9 protein-coding genes and 1 pseudogene are annotated in these 13,825 nt (G+C 61.5%); 2 read left to right on the top strand and 8 right to left on the bottom strand.

Annotated elements, in window-relative coordinates:
- Positions 1–555: 555 nt before the first annotated feature.
- Positions 556–1,842 carry a carbohydrate-binding protein gene (locus AC5RVY_RS18395; protein WP_493956131.1) on the top strand — a complete coding sequence of 429 codons (1,287 nt, stop codon included), beginning with the start codon at positions 556–558 and terminating at the stop codon, positions 1,840–1,842.
- A gap of 228 nt (positions 1,843–2,070) precedes the next feature.
- Complete coding sequence (locus AC5RVY_RS18390; protein WP_493956130.1) at positions 2,071–3,399, top strand: BNR-4 repeat-containing protein; 1,329 nt, start codon at positions 2,071–2,073, stop codon at positions 3,397–3,399.
- Positions 3,400–3,532: 133 nt separating this feature from the next.
- Here AC5RVY_RS18390 and AC5RVY_RS18385 read toward each other — a convergent pair.
- The 8 genes and pseudogenes from AC5RVY_RS18385 to AC5RVY_RS18350 all read right to left on the bottom strand — a co-directional run bounded on the left by AC5RVY_RS18385 (position 3,533) and on the right by AC5RVY_RS18350 (position 13,793).
- Positions 3,533–4,114: pseudogene (locus tag AC5RVY_RS18385) on the bottom strand (transposase).
- Between the two features lie 171 nt (positions 4,115–4,285).
- Positions 4,286–5,149: a carbohydrate kinase family protein gene (locus tag AC5RVY_RS18380; RefSeq protein ID WP_493956152.1), complete on the bottom strand. Its 864-nt coding sequence runs from the start codon at positions 5,147–5,149 to the stop codon at positions 4,286–4,288.
- Positions 5,150–5,630: 481 nt separating this feature from the next.
- The gene (locus tag AC5RVY_RS18375) at positions 5,631–7,325 is read right to left on the bottom strand and encodes a glycoside hydrolase family 30 beta sandwich domain-containing protein (protein WP_493956129.1); all 1,695 of its coding nucleotides are present in this window, start codon (positions 7,323–7,325) and stop codon (positions 5,631–5,633) included.
- 336 nt (positions 7,326–7,661) lie between these two features.
- The gene (locus AC5RVY_RS18370) at positions 7,662–9,341 is read right to left on the bottom strand and encodes a glycoside hydrolase (RefSeq protein WP_493956128.1); all 1,680 of its coding nucleotides are present in this window, start codon (positions 9,339–9,341) and stop codon (positions 7,662–7,664) included.
- A gap of 529 nt (positions 9,342–9,870) precedes the next feature.
- Positions 9,871–10,929, bottom strand: coding sequence for a LacI family DNA-binding transcriptional regulator (locus AC5RVY_RS18365; protein ID WP_493956127.1), 1,059 nt, complete (start codon positions 10,927–10,929; stop codon positions 9,871–9,873).
- A gap of 25 nt (positions 10,930–10,954) precedes the next feature.
- Positions 10,955–11,665 carry a cupin domain-containing protein gene (locus AC5RVY_RS18360; protein WP_493956126.1) on the bottom strand — a complete coding sequence of 237 codons (711 nt, stop codon included), beginning with the start codon at positions 11,663–11,665 and terminating at the stop codon, positions 10,955–10,957.
- A gap of 31 nt (positions 11,666–11,696) precedes the next feature.
- On the bottom strand, positions 11,697–12,659 hold the full coding sequence (locus tag AC5RVY_RS18355; protein ID WP_493956125.1) for a DUF6807 domain-containing protein: 963 nt from the start codon (positions 12,657–12,659) through the stop codon (positions 11,697–11,699).
- Between the two features lie 27 nt (positions 12,660–12,686).
- Positions 12,687–13,793, bottom strand: coding sequence for a Gfo/Idh/MocA family protein (locus AC5RVY_RS18350; protein ID WP_493956124.1), 1,107 nt, complete (start codon positions 13,791–13,793; stop codon positions 12,687–12,689).
- Positions 13,794–13,825: the final 32 nt, after the last annotated feature.

The raw sequence follows: 13,825 nt of genomic DNA, 5'->3' as shown, positions 1-13,825 counted from the left end.
CAAGTGCTGTTGCATTTGTGGCTTCCTTCAGTAGTCAGTGCGAACCTGAGAGGGTCACACGCCAAGTCGTAAGGAGATCGGGTGTTTGGGCTGAAGTGTAATGGGAGTGCCGTTGGTAGGCCCTCGTGCCGTGGTCACGCTCAAGTTACTCGCCCGTTTATGATCTGCGATGTTGTTTTTTCATAAACTATACGATAGTTTCTTTGTGTGATGTGAATCGCACGCTGCATGGGCAGGCGAAGCGGGATTCAAGGACAGGAATGACCATTCACACTGAGGCATCTTTGAGACCGCAGTGCACCCTCGAAAGGGTTTTGACAGCAGCACCGACTGAAGCAGGGACGCAGCTCAACGGATGGCAGTGAGGAACGCGAGAGAACAATGACACCGGATCCATCGCTGCCCGCGATCAGCCGCCGTACAGTCCTAGCCGCAGTACCTCTAGTGGGTGGCGCGGCCCAAGCAAGCTATGGAGCCCGCCCTTCCGAAGCGAGGGCACCGGCACTCGTCCTGGAGCCGCAGCGGCTGCGACAGACCGTCGGTGGCTTCGGTGGCATGACGCATACCAGCTGGATCGGCGACCTCAAGGAATCACAACGCAATACCGCCTTCGATAACGGCGGCCCGGACCTCGGCCTCACAATCCTGTGCATTCCGGTACCCGAGGACAGGGCGAAAGGGTCTCTCGACCGTGGCACAGCGCAGGCAACTGCGGCCAAGGGCGCATTGGTTTTCGCGTCACCTTGGAATCCTCCCGCGGATCTCGTCGAGTTCTTCGACCACGACGGCGGGGTGCCTCAGGGCAGCCCGTACGAGGCGGAGTCCGGCGACCTCATGGACGCCCATGTGGCCACCGGCTATGCCGGGTACCAGGGCAGTGGGTACGCACAGTTTGATTCCGCCTCGGGTGCGAGCGTGCAGTTCAACAGCGTTGTCATCGGGTCTTCGGGGACCAAGAGCCTTGCATTTCGGTATGCCGCCCCGGCTGGCGAGGTGCAGGTGGACATATACGTCGCAGGCGCCCTCGCCGCCCAAAGAGCGAACTTCCCGGCAACGGAGGCAGGGACGCGGGCGTGGAAGTCGATTCAGGCGTACATGACCCCTGGTAAATGCCCGGTTCGGATGGTCACCACGGGCGGCGGCGGCCCAGCCCTTGATTATCTGATGGCCGCTGCGTACACGCCGCCAAAGGCGGCGCGCCGGCTGCGCCACGACGCCTACGCACAACATGTGAACGACTTTGTGGATCACATGCGCGACAACGGGGTGGAGCTCTATGGGATTTCGATCCAAAATGAGCCCGACTACGCCCACGAGTGGACGTGCTGGGCAACAGAGGAGTTGATCCGGTTCCTGCGCGACTACGCCGAGATAGACAGCCGCGTCATCTCCCCGGAGCGGTTCCAGTACACGAAGAACGTGTCGGATCCGATCCTTGAGGATCCGGCAGCCCTGGCGAACGTGGACATCCTCGGTGCCCACCTGTACGGGACAAAGTACGCTGACTTTCCCTATTCGCTCTTCCAGGAAAGATGGGGCCGGCAAGGAGCTCTGGATGACCGAGGTGTACCACCCCAACAGCTCCAGCTCCGCGAATTTGCGGCCGGAAGCCCTGGGCGTGGCCGAGCATGTGCATCACGCCCTCGCCGACGCAGAATTCCAGACGTACGTGTGGTGGTACATCCGCCGCGGGCACGGGCTAATTCTCGAGGACGGATCGATCAGCAAGCGAGGCTACATAATCGCTCACTTCACGAAGTTCATCCGTCCCGGCTACACGCGTATCGATGCGACAAAGGAGACGCGGACCGGCTTGCTGACCTCCGCATACATCAGCGATGACCGCCGGGTCGTTGTCATGGCGGTCAATACCACGTCCACCTCTGTGGCCCCGCCCGTGGCCCTGCGCGCCAGGAGAGTGCGCCAAGTGCAATCATGGGTGACCGATTCCCCCCGCAACTTCGACAAGCAACAGGTCATACGCCTCAAGGGCGATGGCTTGGTCGCAGAACTGCCACCCCAGAGCGCGACGACTTTAGTCCTCGTCTCCTGACACCACAAGGAAGTTACATGCCCTATACTCCGCAACTGCTCAACGACAACGGTGCTTGGTGCTGGTTTCAGGATGAGCGCGCTTTGATCGACCCCGTCACCAACACTTTACTGGCGGCATCCGTTGCTGCGCCCCAAGGTTCCGGCGGTGAACACCGAGCGGGAAACATTGAAGTCGCCGTCCTCGATCTCGCAACAGGCGAACGTGCCGTGCATGTGCTCCATGAGCGCCTCGAGTCGGATGACCACAACGCGCCAGCACTCCTCATCCGTCCCGACGGACACTACGTCGCCATGTACGCAAAGCACAAGACAGATAACTACTCACGATGGCGGGTCACGGCGCGTCCGCATGACGCCTCTGAGTGGCTACCGGAGCAGATCTTCGATTGGACTGAATTGGCCGGTGGCAGGGGCGCCACGTACTCGAACGTGTACCGGCTTTCGGCAGAGGCGCGAACCTACAACTTTGTGCGTGCCGTCAACGATGACCAGTCCATCATGGTCTCTGAGGACGACGGCAGCACGTGGAGCTACGGCGGGAAGCTCTTCACCCGCCCGAAGCTCGGTTACGTCAATGGCTATACCCGGTACACCTCGGACGGAATCGAACGGATCGACCTGATCACCACGGACCACCATCCGCGGGATTACAACAACAGCATTTACCACGGCTACATCCAGGGCGATGCCCTTCATACTACTGACGGCACCGTCGTCAGTAAGCCGGTCCTAGGTTCGGACGGGATCGACCAGAGCGAGCTGACCACGATTTTTCCCGCAGGACTGGAACTGGACGGCGACGTCCTGACCCACGGCTGGACCTGCGATGTGCGACGCCAGGGGGACCAGATAGCGGCAATAATCTCCTGCCGAGCCAACGATATACACGGCGCCTTACAAGGGGATGAACGGCTTGACGTCGACGATCACCGCCTGCTCTACGCCAAGTTCGACGGCAGCAACTGGAGCCTCCGGCCCTTGGCGAAAGCGGGCGCGGCGCTCCTGCCGCACGAACAGGACTACACCGGATTGGGGGCGATCGATCCATACAATTTGGACCGGGTCTATATCTCGGCCCCTGTCGATCCCCGCACGGGCCACCGCACCGACCACCATGAGGTCTACGCGGGCGGAACGGCAGACTGCGGCCGGACTTGGCAGTGGGAACCCGTTACGGCAAATTCAGATGTAGACAACCTTCGGCCGCTGGTAGTTCCGGGGGAGCAAGGGCTGCGCATTGTGTGCTGGTTCCGCGGCAACATGACTTCCTCACAGGCCTACGACACCGAGATCGTCGGGGTCAGCTTGCCCTCGTCCAAAGGCCCGCAAGATGGTGGCCGCTGACGCCGGGCTTTGGAGTAGCGGATACTGTCAGATTGAGTTCGAGGCCGCGCCCAAAAAAAAGAAAAGTCAAGACACTCGGCCTTCTTTGTTAGGGTGAGGTGTACTTGGACTGCCAGGCCTAGGGCGTGTCTCCTTATTGGCGTAGCCAGACAAGGACGGCATAGAGGACGACTCCGGCCCGGTAGGTGATAGCGAGTTTGTCGTAGCGAGTTGCGATCGCTCTCCATTGCTTGAAGAGGTTGAAGGACCGTTCGACACTGCTGCGGCCTATGTAGGCCTGGGAGTCAAAATTCACGGGCCGGCCGCCGCGATTTCCGCGGCGTTTGTGGTGCCCGATCTGATCCGAGGGCTCCGGGATTACAGCTTTGATGCGTCGGGTCTGCAGGAGAGCCCGGTTCGCTCGGGACGAGTACGCCTTGTCGCCCATTCCGGAGTCCGGGCGCGTCCTGGGCGGCCAGCCTCCCAACCGGTGGCACCTTAACGGCCTCCATATGAACGGGAACATCGGTGAGTCTCCGCCCTGACCGGGCCCCAGAATCATTGCCAGAGGCTGGCCTCTCCCGTCACAGGCATGCCGCTTCCAGACGGTCTGCCAGGGCCCGATTCCACGGCCAGGTCCCGCCAAGCGATCCCACACCGGTATCGGTAGATAATTCCTTCGCCGGCCTGGCGGTGGCCCCCTCCGCCCATCCGAGCTAGGAAGCAGGGGCTCGATCCGGGATCATTGATCATCACTTAGGAGAGCTGTTCGTGACACCCCTCAAGGATTCCAGTGAGCAACCCGCCCATCGAGGAGACACGCCTGGGGGCAGCTGAGCTTGAGTCAGCCGATACGCAGTGTTCCTCCCGCCCAGCGGGTCTATAGGGCGCTACTTCTGGGAAATTGTTAGCTGTTGCGCGATTTGCTGGTGAGAAATGCCTGTAGCTCTTCGGTGTTGGGTAGGTCAGCACCTGCGCGGCCGGCTGTGATGGCGGCTGCGGCGGAAGAGATTCGGGCGATTCTTTCAAGGCCGGCGGGGCTGAGGGCGTGTCCTCCCGCCGTGTGCAGACCCATGATGAGAGCCGCCATGTAGGAATCGCCGACGCCGTTCCTGTCAACAATTCTTGTGTGAATGGCCGGGATGGAAAACTTGGCGTCTCTAGACAGCAGGAGCGAGCCGTGGGCGCCCCTAGTGATGATGACGATTTGTGCCCCTCGGCGCAGTATTCGTTGCGCGACTTCTTCAGGCTCTAGACCTGGGTACATCCAGGAGGCGTCCAGGGCGCTGAGCTTTACGACGTTCAGCAGCGGGATGAGGCCTTCGAATACCGCTTTTGCTTGAAGGTGGCTACCGAGGAGTTGGGGACGGATGCCGGGGTCATAGGTGATGGTACAAAGGCCGGCAAGGCTTTCGAGGAGCGTACGTACTTGTTTCGACCCTGGATCAAGGAATGATGCGAGGGATCCTGTATGCAGGATTTGTGCAATGTAAGTGGGCGCCACTGCGCCTATGTTCCAGGCGGTATCGAACTCGTATGAGGCTGTTCCGTCCTCTGCGAGAAAAGCCGTGGAGGTGGAGGTACGTGCAGCGGATTGCGAACCTGGCAAAACTTCAACCCCGGCACCGGTCAGGTGCTCTATCATTTCCGCGCCTCTGGTGTCTCTGCCGATCGATGTGAGGAAACCGGTGGGGACGCCTAGCCGGGCAAGACCGCAGGCGACATTTGCGGGCGACCCGCCCGCGCGCTCGAAGGACCCGCAGGGTTGCACAACAATCTCCGTGAGGGATTCGCCAACGACAACTACTTCGGGTTTACCGAGTCGGCCGGAAAGCTGGGGGAATGAGTACTCGGTCTTCCCGAGAGGACTCCGACTTTTACCCCCTGCCAAATGTGGGAGTGGCAGTTGCAGCCATCATGAGCACGCCAGGGTTGGTGTGCGGCGGTAACTGGAGCCGCACAGTGGGAACATGCCGCGCACCGCGGCCGCCTGAGCGGCCGCGGTCCCCAATACAATTTCCTCGACTGTACTCAGCCGCGGTTCTTCGCAGGGCACCTTCTTGCGTGCTTTGCGCGCCACGGTGGCGATCTCAGCATGGGCATTTCCCGGAGTGCAGATATCTACCACCTCCCTCCGCGCACGGGCGTATGGTCATTCATCAAGGGTTCCTTTCATAGCGTCGGCGGTTGCCCGGCCCGCGGGAGGGTGCTTTTACTTGGCAACGAGATGGATGCGGAGACGCTGTCAGGTGTCAGGCGTTGAGGACGAATGTCGTTGCGCTTTGGGCTGGCAACGCTGCGGTGAAGCCATTTCCCGTTCCGGAGATATCCGGTTGCTTCTCGAGGTTGCGTGTGGAGTCTGTCACCCAGGCCCGAACCTGACGGATCCTGGTTCCCTCCAAGGTTATTGGCTGTGTGACAGCGTTGGCCGTTGTGTTGACGGCGACCACGACGACTTGGCGATCGTTGCCGATGTACGCGGTGGTGAGCACGCCGGCTTGGGGCTCCTTGGTCGTATCAATGCGTGCGAAGCCGGGTCGGATGAACTTCGTGAAGTGGGCGATCATGTAGCCCCGCTTGCTGATGGATCCGTCCTCGAGAATCGGTCCGTATCCTCGTCTGATGTACCACCATACGTAGGTCTGGAACTCTGCGTCCGCAAGTGAGTGGTGGACGTGCTCGGCCACGCGGAGGGCTTCCGGCCAGAGGTTTGCCGAGCTGGAGCTGTTGGGGTAGTACACCTCGGTCATCCACAACTCCTTGCCCGCACCCTTCTCTTGGAAGAGCGGGTAGGTAAAGTCCTGGTACTTGGTCCCATAGAGGTGGGCGCCGATGATGTCCACGTTGGCAAGAGCCGCGGGATCGTTGAGGATGGGGTCCGACACGGACTTTACATACTGGTATGACTCCGGCGCGATGATGCGTGCGTCGATTTGGCCGGCATAGTCGCGGAGGAAGCGGTTCAGCTCCTCCGTGGTCCACCACGTCCAGGTGTGGGCGTAATCGGGCTCGTTCTGGATCGAGATCCCGTAGAGCTCTACGCCGTTGTCCCGCATGTAGTGCACGAAGTCGTTCAGGTGCTGGGCATAGGCGCCGTAGGCGTCGTATCGCAGCCGCCGGGCAGAACCTGGAGGCGTGTATGCGGCGGCCATCAGGTAATCGAGAGCTGGGCCCCCTGAACCTGTTGTTACCACCTTGACCGGCCATTTGCCCGGAGTCATTTGGGCCTGAATCGATTTCCATGCCCAGGCTCCGGCCGCCGTGGCGCTGAAGGTTACGCCCGCCGCCACGAGGGCGCCTGCGACGTAGATGTCGACGCGCACGTCACCTGTGGGGGCGGTGTACCGGAACGCCAGATTTTTGGTCCCTGAAGACCCGATGACGATGTCGTTGAATTGGACGCTCGCCCCCGAAGGGGCGTCGAACTGAACGTAGCCGCCGCCTTGGTAACCTGCATGGTCGGTGGCGACATGGGCGTTTACGAGCACACCGGCCTCGGCCTCGTACTGGCTGCCCTGCGGCACCCCGCCGTCATGTTCGAAGTACTCAATAAGATCGGCGGGTGGGTTCCAGGGTGATGCGAAAACTAGTGCGCCTTTTGCTGCTGCTGCCTTCGCCGTCCCGAGGTCAAGTGGCCAATGTGCCCTGTCTTCATTGACGGGAATCCGCAGGATTGTGAGTCCGAGGTCGTTGCTGCCGTTATCGAACGCGGTGTTCCTTTGTGATTCTGTGAGGTCGCCGATCCACTTGGCATGCGCCATCCCTCCGAAGCCCCGGATGGTCTGTCGCAGCCGCCCCGGTTCCAGCACGAGTGCTCCCTTGCGCGCTTGAGGCGGCATAAGGGCGTTGCCGGATGATGCGGCCCCGAGCACTAGCGGCACAGCAGCTATTCCGCCGGCCAGGACATTGCGGCGGCTAATCGCGGGGAGGGATGGCTTCGTTGTCATTGTTCTCTCGCATTCTTTTGAATCGTTTGACGTGTGACCTGCGGTTGTTCCGGTTGTTCCTGGTCGTCATCAGGCACGGAAACCCGGGAGTGTGGTTCCGCCGCCGGTCGGTGGAAGCAGATGTCCCCGGTCCAGAACAGGGTTGAATTTGGCGGGAGCGTAGTGACGGGGTCTGAGGTGCCGGCTTCCGGAAGCAGGATGAGCCTAGGTTGCCAGGAGCATCCGATTTGAGCTGGCGGAGTGGTTGTTCGCGGCCATTCCGCCTTGCTGTGTAGAGGTTTTGCAGCGCCCGGTCGGGGTTACCGTCAGTCGGCGCCCCCGACCGGGGGCCTAACGTCAGCGGACCATGACGGGGACGGGTGCTTGGGATGATGTGGAATTACCGGCGCGATCCCGGCCACTGAAAAACAGCTGATAAGGACCCGGCTGGAGGGCTGAGGTATCGAGCTGTGTTTCCCATTGCTCTTTGCTCACTACGGCGTCCGCGGTAAGCGCTACAGTCCCTGGCTGCCCAGGCACTCGCAACTCCACGGTGACGTTCTCAATGCCCGCCTGCTCATCGCTGGCCGTTCCACTCACCGTCAAGGGGCCGTCCACATGGGTTCCGGGCCGGGGGTTGGTGATGGAGATGGCTGGCGATGTCTGGTCGGGTTCGGTGACCAGTGTGACGAGGGAGCGCGCCGGGAGCTTCAGGCTGGTGCGGTCGCCGGCGGCTGTGGCGATGTCGTTTGAGGCCTCGAGGTTGTGCGAGGAATCTGTCAGATACGCCGTCACGGGCAGCTTGAGGTCAATGTCTGTGTTGAGGGCTTCGGTGCCGGTGTTGATGATCTCTACTACCTGGGCGCCATTGGCGTTTCGGTAGGCGGAGATTTTGGCGTTGGCGATTTGGTGGTCAACCCCGATGCGATCGGCATCCGGCTTGATGAACCGGCTGAAAGCTGAAAACGCGTGGAACCTTGAGGAGACGCGGTAGGTGCCGGCCGTGTCGTGGATCTGCATGAGGGCTGCGGTGCCGCCCCGGGATGCCCCGAGCCAATACAGGTATGCGCTGGCGTTGGCTTGGGCCAGGGTGTCATGGATGTGCTCGGCGATCTTGATCCCATCAGTGAGCTTCCCGCTGTCCCAGGCCTCATTCCAACCGTCTTTAACGCTGGACGGGGCCCATTCGGACATCCATGAACGCACCGGCGCCTGAGGATCATAATTGGAACGGCCAGCGTACGAATGAGCAGTGTAAACATCGAGTTGTTCCAGGGCTGCGGGGTTAGCCTCGATGGCGTCCAGGTATTGTTCTCCTGCGGGCCAACCGAATGAATCGCAGCATGCTACGTCTATGCCGGCCTTCTGTGCGTAGGGACCGAAATGAGCGACGAACTCGGCCGCCTGTTCGGGGGTGAACCGCATTGACTCGTAACTGGTGGTGTAGTCGGGTTCATTGGTAAACCCGATCGTGGCGATGTCTATCCCTTCCTGGGCATAAAACTTTGCATACTGGACCAGGTAGTTTGCATAGGCGGTGCGCCAGTCGCCGCTGTCGCAGGTGGCGCCTTGGAGGCCGCAGAGGGTGCCTCCTTGGTTGTACGTTCCATTCGTCTTCATGTAGCCGGGGGCCGTCCACGCGTTGGCGTAGAAGTTGGCAACTCCTCGCTTCTGCGCTTCCTTCGCGAACCACACCTGGCCGCTGTCCCAGCCGTCCCATACGTATTGTGGCTCGGCAGCGGGGCCTCCCGGGTCAGTCGGCTGGATGGAGATCATTTTGTCACCGGTTGCCGTCGGGCTTCCGCCGATTCCAAGCCGCAGGATGCTTGGCGCCGCGCCAACTTTAGGATCCAGAAGCAGGTTCACTACCTCTTCCCGGGTCTGCTCAGGCAGATTATGAATCCATGCCGGGCGCTGGAAAGCGGTGGAGTAGCCAAAGCCCTCAATTTTCTGATGGGTTTCGTCCGGCAGCAGGTCGATGGCTGGGGAATCCAATGCCGATGACGCTGGTGCCGCCACGGCGCCCAAAGCGACCACCGCTAACACCGTGGGAAGTGACAAGAACCGTAAAACCTTCACTTACCTTCTCCTTTGAAAGTTTCTGAGCAAATCCGAAACTTAAAGATAATGGCTGGTGAATAGTCGGGTCAAGCGAAATGTGCTTAACATTAGGGACCGGTTATAACAGGGCCCGAAGGGAGTTAGCGAGAGGTTGCTCTCGGAAACTTTAGGGAACTTGGCACGGCAGACTGACTGTTTGAATGCATGCAGGTGCTGCGCCTACCGTAACGCGAGACCATGAGGGGCGTGGGTGGCGCCGTGCAGGGGATCTTTGGCATGGAGTCCCAGCCAAACGATCGGCGCGTGGGCGGGTCAGGTCGGTGATTGTGTCTTCGTCAGCGGTCCCCGGCCGCTACAGGAGGCCTTTCTGCATCAGCCCTACCTGCTGTTTTTCTTGAGGCCCAGGTGCAGGGGTGACTGAAGCGGGGCGACCGGTCATTTCCGATCCGATTTAGCGGAGGCGGAAGGGCAGTTGGCGGATGTGTAGGCGTGCGGGGGCGCGTTGCTAGGAGGCGAGGCCCGCGGAGTTCAGGTGTCGAAGGGGATGGGTCGCTTCGGCAGTGGAGCCTCTTACGATCAGCTCGGTTCCGAGTTCGATCCGTTGCGGCAACTCTTCGTCACCTTCCAGGTGTCGAAGCAGCGCACGGGTGGCTGTTTCTGCCATCTGGACTACGGGCTGGCGGATGGTGGTGAGGCCTGGTTCAACCCATTCGGCGGCCGGGATGTCGTCGAAGCCTATGATTGACAGGTCATTAGGGATGTTCATCCCGGCGGACCGTGCGGCACGGTACGCGCCCAAGGCTTGCGCGTCGTTTCCGGCGAATATGGCGGTGGGGCGGTTATCCAGCGACAGCAGTGTGCGGGTGGCCAGTTCACCGGCTTCAATGGAGAAATCGCCGGGTACCATGAGCGCCGGATCAGCGGTGATTCCGGAACGGCGCAGCGCGGCAACATACCCGTCTTCGCGGGCGCTGCTGCACTGTAGATCGTCACGCCCACCGATCATGGCGACCCGCTTGTGTCCCAGCTTGAGCAGGTAATCCGTAGCTGAGAAGGCACCATCCCAGTTGGCTGCGCCGACGGTGAGGAGGTCCGGGCCCGGCTGCCCCACGGGGTCGATCAGGATCAGGGGGATGCCGAGCGATTTGATGCGCTGGACCTGCTTGGAGTCCAATTCGTAAACTGCCAGCAAGACTCCGTCCGACTTCCGCTCGGCCAGGTTGGCGAGCCAGGAACGAATTCGTGAGCCGTCGGGGGAGAGGCTGCTCACCACGGTTCCGTAGCCGGCTTCCTGGGCCACCCTTTCGACGCCTTCAACGATCTCGCAGGCCCATTCCGTGTTGATGGCCGGGAACACCAGATCGATCAGACCGGCTTTCTTGCGTGGCTTCGCCGCCCGCCGCGCGTAGTCGCGGCGGGCGATGATCTCTTCTACTTTTGCACGCGTCGCGGCTGCGACGTGGGAGTGGCCGTTGAGGACTTTGGAGACGGTGGGCACGGATACGCCGGCTTCGGCGGCGATTTCGCTGATCGTAGCTCGGCCCGTGTCCTGTTTGGTCACCATCGGAGGTCCCTTCGTTAGCGCCTACCTAAACCCCAACAGTTTCGGATAGCTGCCATGCCTGGATTCGCCCGCACATACCGAAAATCCTGTGTGTTCTGCGTACTCCCATCGTAGTCCTTGCTTCCTGTAAGTAGAAACTTTCCAAAGAGCCTAGAGAGTCCACCTGGCGCCTGGTCAGGTCAGCCTGCCGCAGCGCCCCCTCGGCCAGATACTGGTTCCAGGTTTCCGTCTTGCCGCCTACAAGGCGGACGGCTGCGGCATGAAAGTCTGCCAGAGCCGATACCCCGGACTCCTGCACGGCTGCTTTTAGGTCCAGGTATCCCTTCACTGCGAGATCGCGTCGGCGTCGTGCAGCAGCCTCGGCGGCTGCGTCATCGCTGTCGGCGTCACTGGGGGATAGGTGAGCGGCGCGGGAGTAGGTCTCGATGTCTACCAGGTGCTCGGGCGGGAATGTCATGACCGCGTCGCCGTTCTCGGGCAGGCCGGCGTTCTGCATGACGATGAGCACGCGCAGGTCTCCGGAGTCGTTAATGGCTCGGTGGATTGTGCCAGGGGTAAACCAAACAACGGTTCCAGCGGTGAGGGGGGTGGAGGTGAAGCCGCGTGAGTCGAGCGTCTCAAGCCTGCCGGTCCCTTGCTGTACGACGTATGCCTCCGTGGATGCAGTGTGCATATGCGGCGAGCCGCCGGCTGCACCATCTGCGGCCGGCCAATTGTAGATGCTGACCTCGGACACGGCCGTGGCGCCTGGGAAGGAATTGCACATCTCAGGCCCAACTGTCCAGAGCAGCCTTCGCCGCGGCCGCCAGGGTGGTTGACGTTTCCGCGTCGGACTCGCCATCGACGATGACGACGGCGTAGCGGTACTTAAGCGGTTCCCCTTCCTTGAAGGGGACTACTTCGCTGAAAAACGGGGCGGAGCCGAGGCAAGCGAACGGCGAAGAACGAGCGAACCACTGGTTGGATGCGCCAGGGTTGCCCTGGTCTTCGACGAACATGATAGTGGACTTCCGGCAGGTGCCGTCGTGCTGGCCGGTGAAGGCGATCCAGGGTGAGCGGGTACCCATGAGCTCCTCGGTGCCGGTTCCGGCATCGGAGTGGAAGCTGCCACCGGTGAACGCGCGGGGTCCACGCCAGAACAGTCCACCGTAACCTGCGTTTTCGCGGCCTTCGGTGGTGGGGCTCCCGATGCGGATTTCGGCGCCGGAGACGTTGCTCATTTCGGTTTCGAACAGCAAGGCCCAAGCTTTCCCGGAGGGGAGCAGCTGGACGGCGAAGCGGCGCTGCTCCCTGATGAGGGGCGCACCCTCCTCCCCGGTCCGGGCTGGCTGGGCCGTCCAGAGCAGGGACTCGCTGGCCGATATTCCGGCTTCAGATTCCTCGATGCTGCTGAAGGCCTCGTGGTTCATCGCCCCGTTGTTCTCCAGGTTCGAGTAGCCGGCCACACGGGTGTAGGTTACTCCGCCCCAGAAATTGTGTTCGCCCACATTTGGCAGTGCCCAGGACAGTCCCTTGTGCCATACGTGGTCCCAGGGACGATAGATGGTAACCTCGTCGCCGTCCAGCGTAGTGAGCGGGTGGAAGTAAGGCCGGGGGCTTTCGTACTGGTCGTTCGCGGGGCGGTATGTGTATGTGGCGATATCCTGCGCCCCGACTGAGAAGGTCAGCGACCTGCCATCGTCTGCGTAGCTTGGGTTTTCTGTCAGGGCACGCTGGGCTGTATTAGTCACAAGGTTCTCCATTGAATCGGTTGGGAATTAAGAGCGGGATGTCGAGGCGAGGGCGCGGGTGCCGCGGCCCTCGCCGTCCATACCCCCATAGAAGGGGTGTCCAGGGACGATGTCACCCCGCCGCACCGGCTGGCCGGTAAAGGCTGAAGCATAAATCGCGGCGGCAAGTTCAAGGGTTTGCCGCGCTGAATCGGCGCCTGCCGGGAGGGGGAGGCCTGCGTCAAGCGCGTCATACATCGCGAGGAATTGCGCCGAGTGCCCGCTGCCCCGCTCCAGGGCCTGTGAAGACCACGCGCCCGTAACCTGTTCCTCATGGCCGGGCGCAGGAGTGATGGTCCAGTCTTTGGTGTTGTAACCGTAGAGGTGGCTGAGCTCGATCGTGGCGAACTCGCAGTCGATGCGGATGTCCGAGGTTTCCCGTGGCGAAAGCAGCGAGTTGATGATGGTGGCCGCGGCACCGTTTTCGAACTGGAGCAGTGCCGCTGAGAGGTCCTCGGTAGATGTGGGGCGCGCCTTCCGGGACGCGATGGCTGTGACCTCGTCCCACGGTCCGAGCAGGTGGAGAAGGAGGTCGAACTGGTGGATGCCGTGACCCATGGTGGGTCCACCGCCCTCCGCTTCCCAAGTGCCGCGCCAGGGGAGGTCGAAGTATTCGTCGGGGCGGTACCACAGGGTGTCACAGCGGGCCACAAGGGGGCGGCCGAAATCGTTGCCTCCAATGAGGGAGCGGGCAGCGGTTGAGGCGTCGCCAAAGCGATGTTGGAACACACACGAAAACTGCGCGCCGCCCTTGCTTTCGGCGGAGCTGAGACGGTCAAAGTCGGCCAGGCTGAGCGCGGGCGGCTTCTCCGACAGGACATGGGCGCCGGCTTCGAGGCACTCGATTGCCTGGTCAATGTGCAGCATGGGCGGGGTGCACAGGTGCACAATGTCCGGCTTAGCCTCGGCCAGCAATTCCGTCAGGCTCTGGTAGCGGCCGGGGATACCGTGTTGGTCGGCGAACGCCTGCAGGCGTGCGTCGTCAACGTCGCACGCTCCGACCAGCTCTGCTCGATTTTCGGTTTGGGCAAGGTTGGATGCATGGAACGCTGCAATGCCGCCCGTTCCCACGATGGCCACTCTGTACGTCTTCATAAGAGTCTCTCTAGTCAAATAAATCGCCGAAG

This window comes from Arthrobacter sp. Ha26, from assembly GCF_059091705.1.
The sequence above is the reverse complement of the archived record's forward strand: the minus strand, read 5'-3'. Positions and strand labels throughout refer to the sequence as shown.

Bases quoted from the DNA above. Each gene is read 5' to 3' on its own strand.
- AC5RVY_RS18375 (WP_493956129.1), bottom strand. From the start codon at position 7,325: ATGACAACGAAGCCATCCCTCCCCGCGATTAGCCGCCGCAATGTCCTG.
- AC5RVY_RS18350 (WP_493956124.1), bottom strand. From the start codon at position 13,793: ATGAAGACGTACAGAGTGGCCATCGTGGGAACGGGCGGCATTGCAGCG.
- AC5RVY_RS18390 (WP_493956130.1), top strand. From the start codon at position 2,071: ATGCCCTATACTCCGCAACTGCTCAACGACAACGGTGCTTGGTGCTGG.
- AC5RVY_RS18365 (WP_493956127.1), bottom strand. From the start codon at position 10,929: ATGGTGACCAAACAGGACACGGGCCGAGCTACGATCAGCGAAATCGCC.
- AC5RVY_RS18395 (WP_493956131.1), top strand. From the start codon at position 556: ATGACGCATACCAGCTGGATCGGCGACCTCAAGGAATCACAACGCAAT.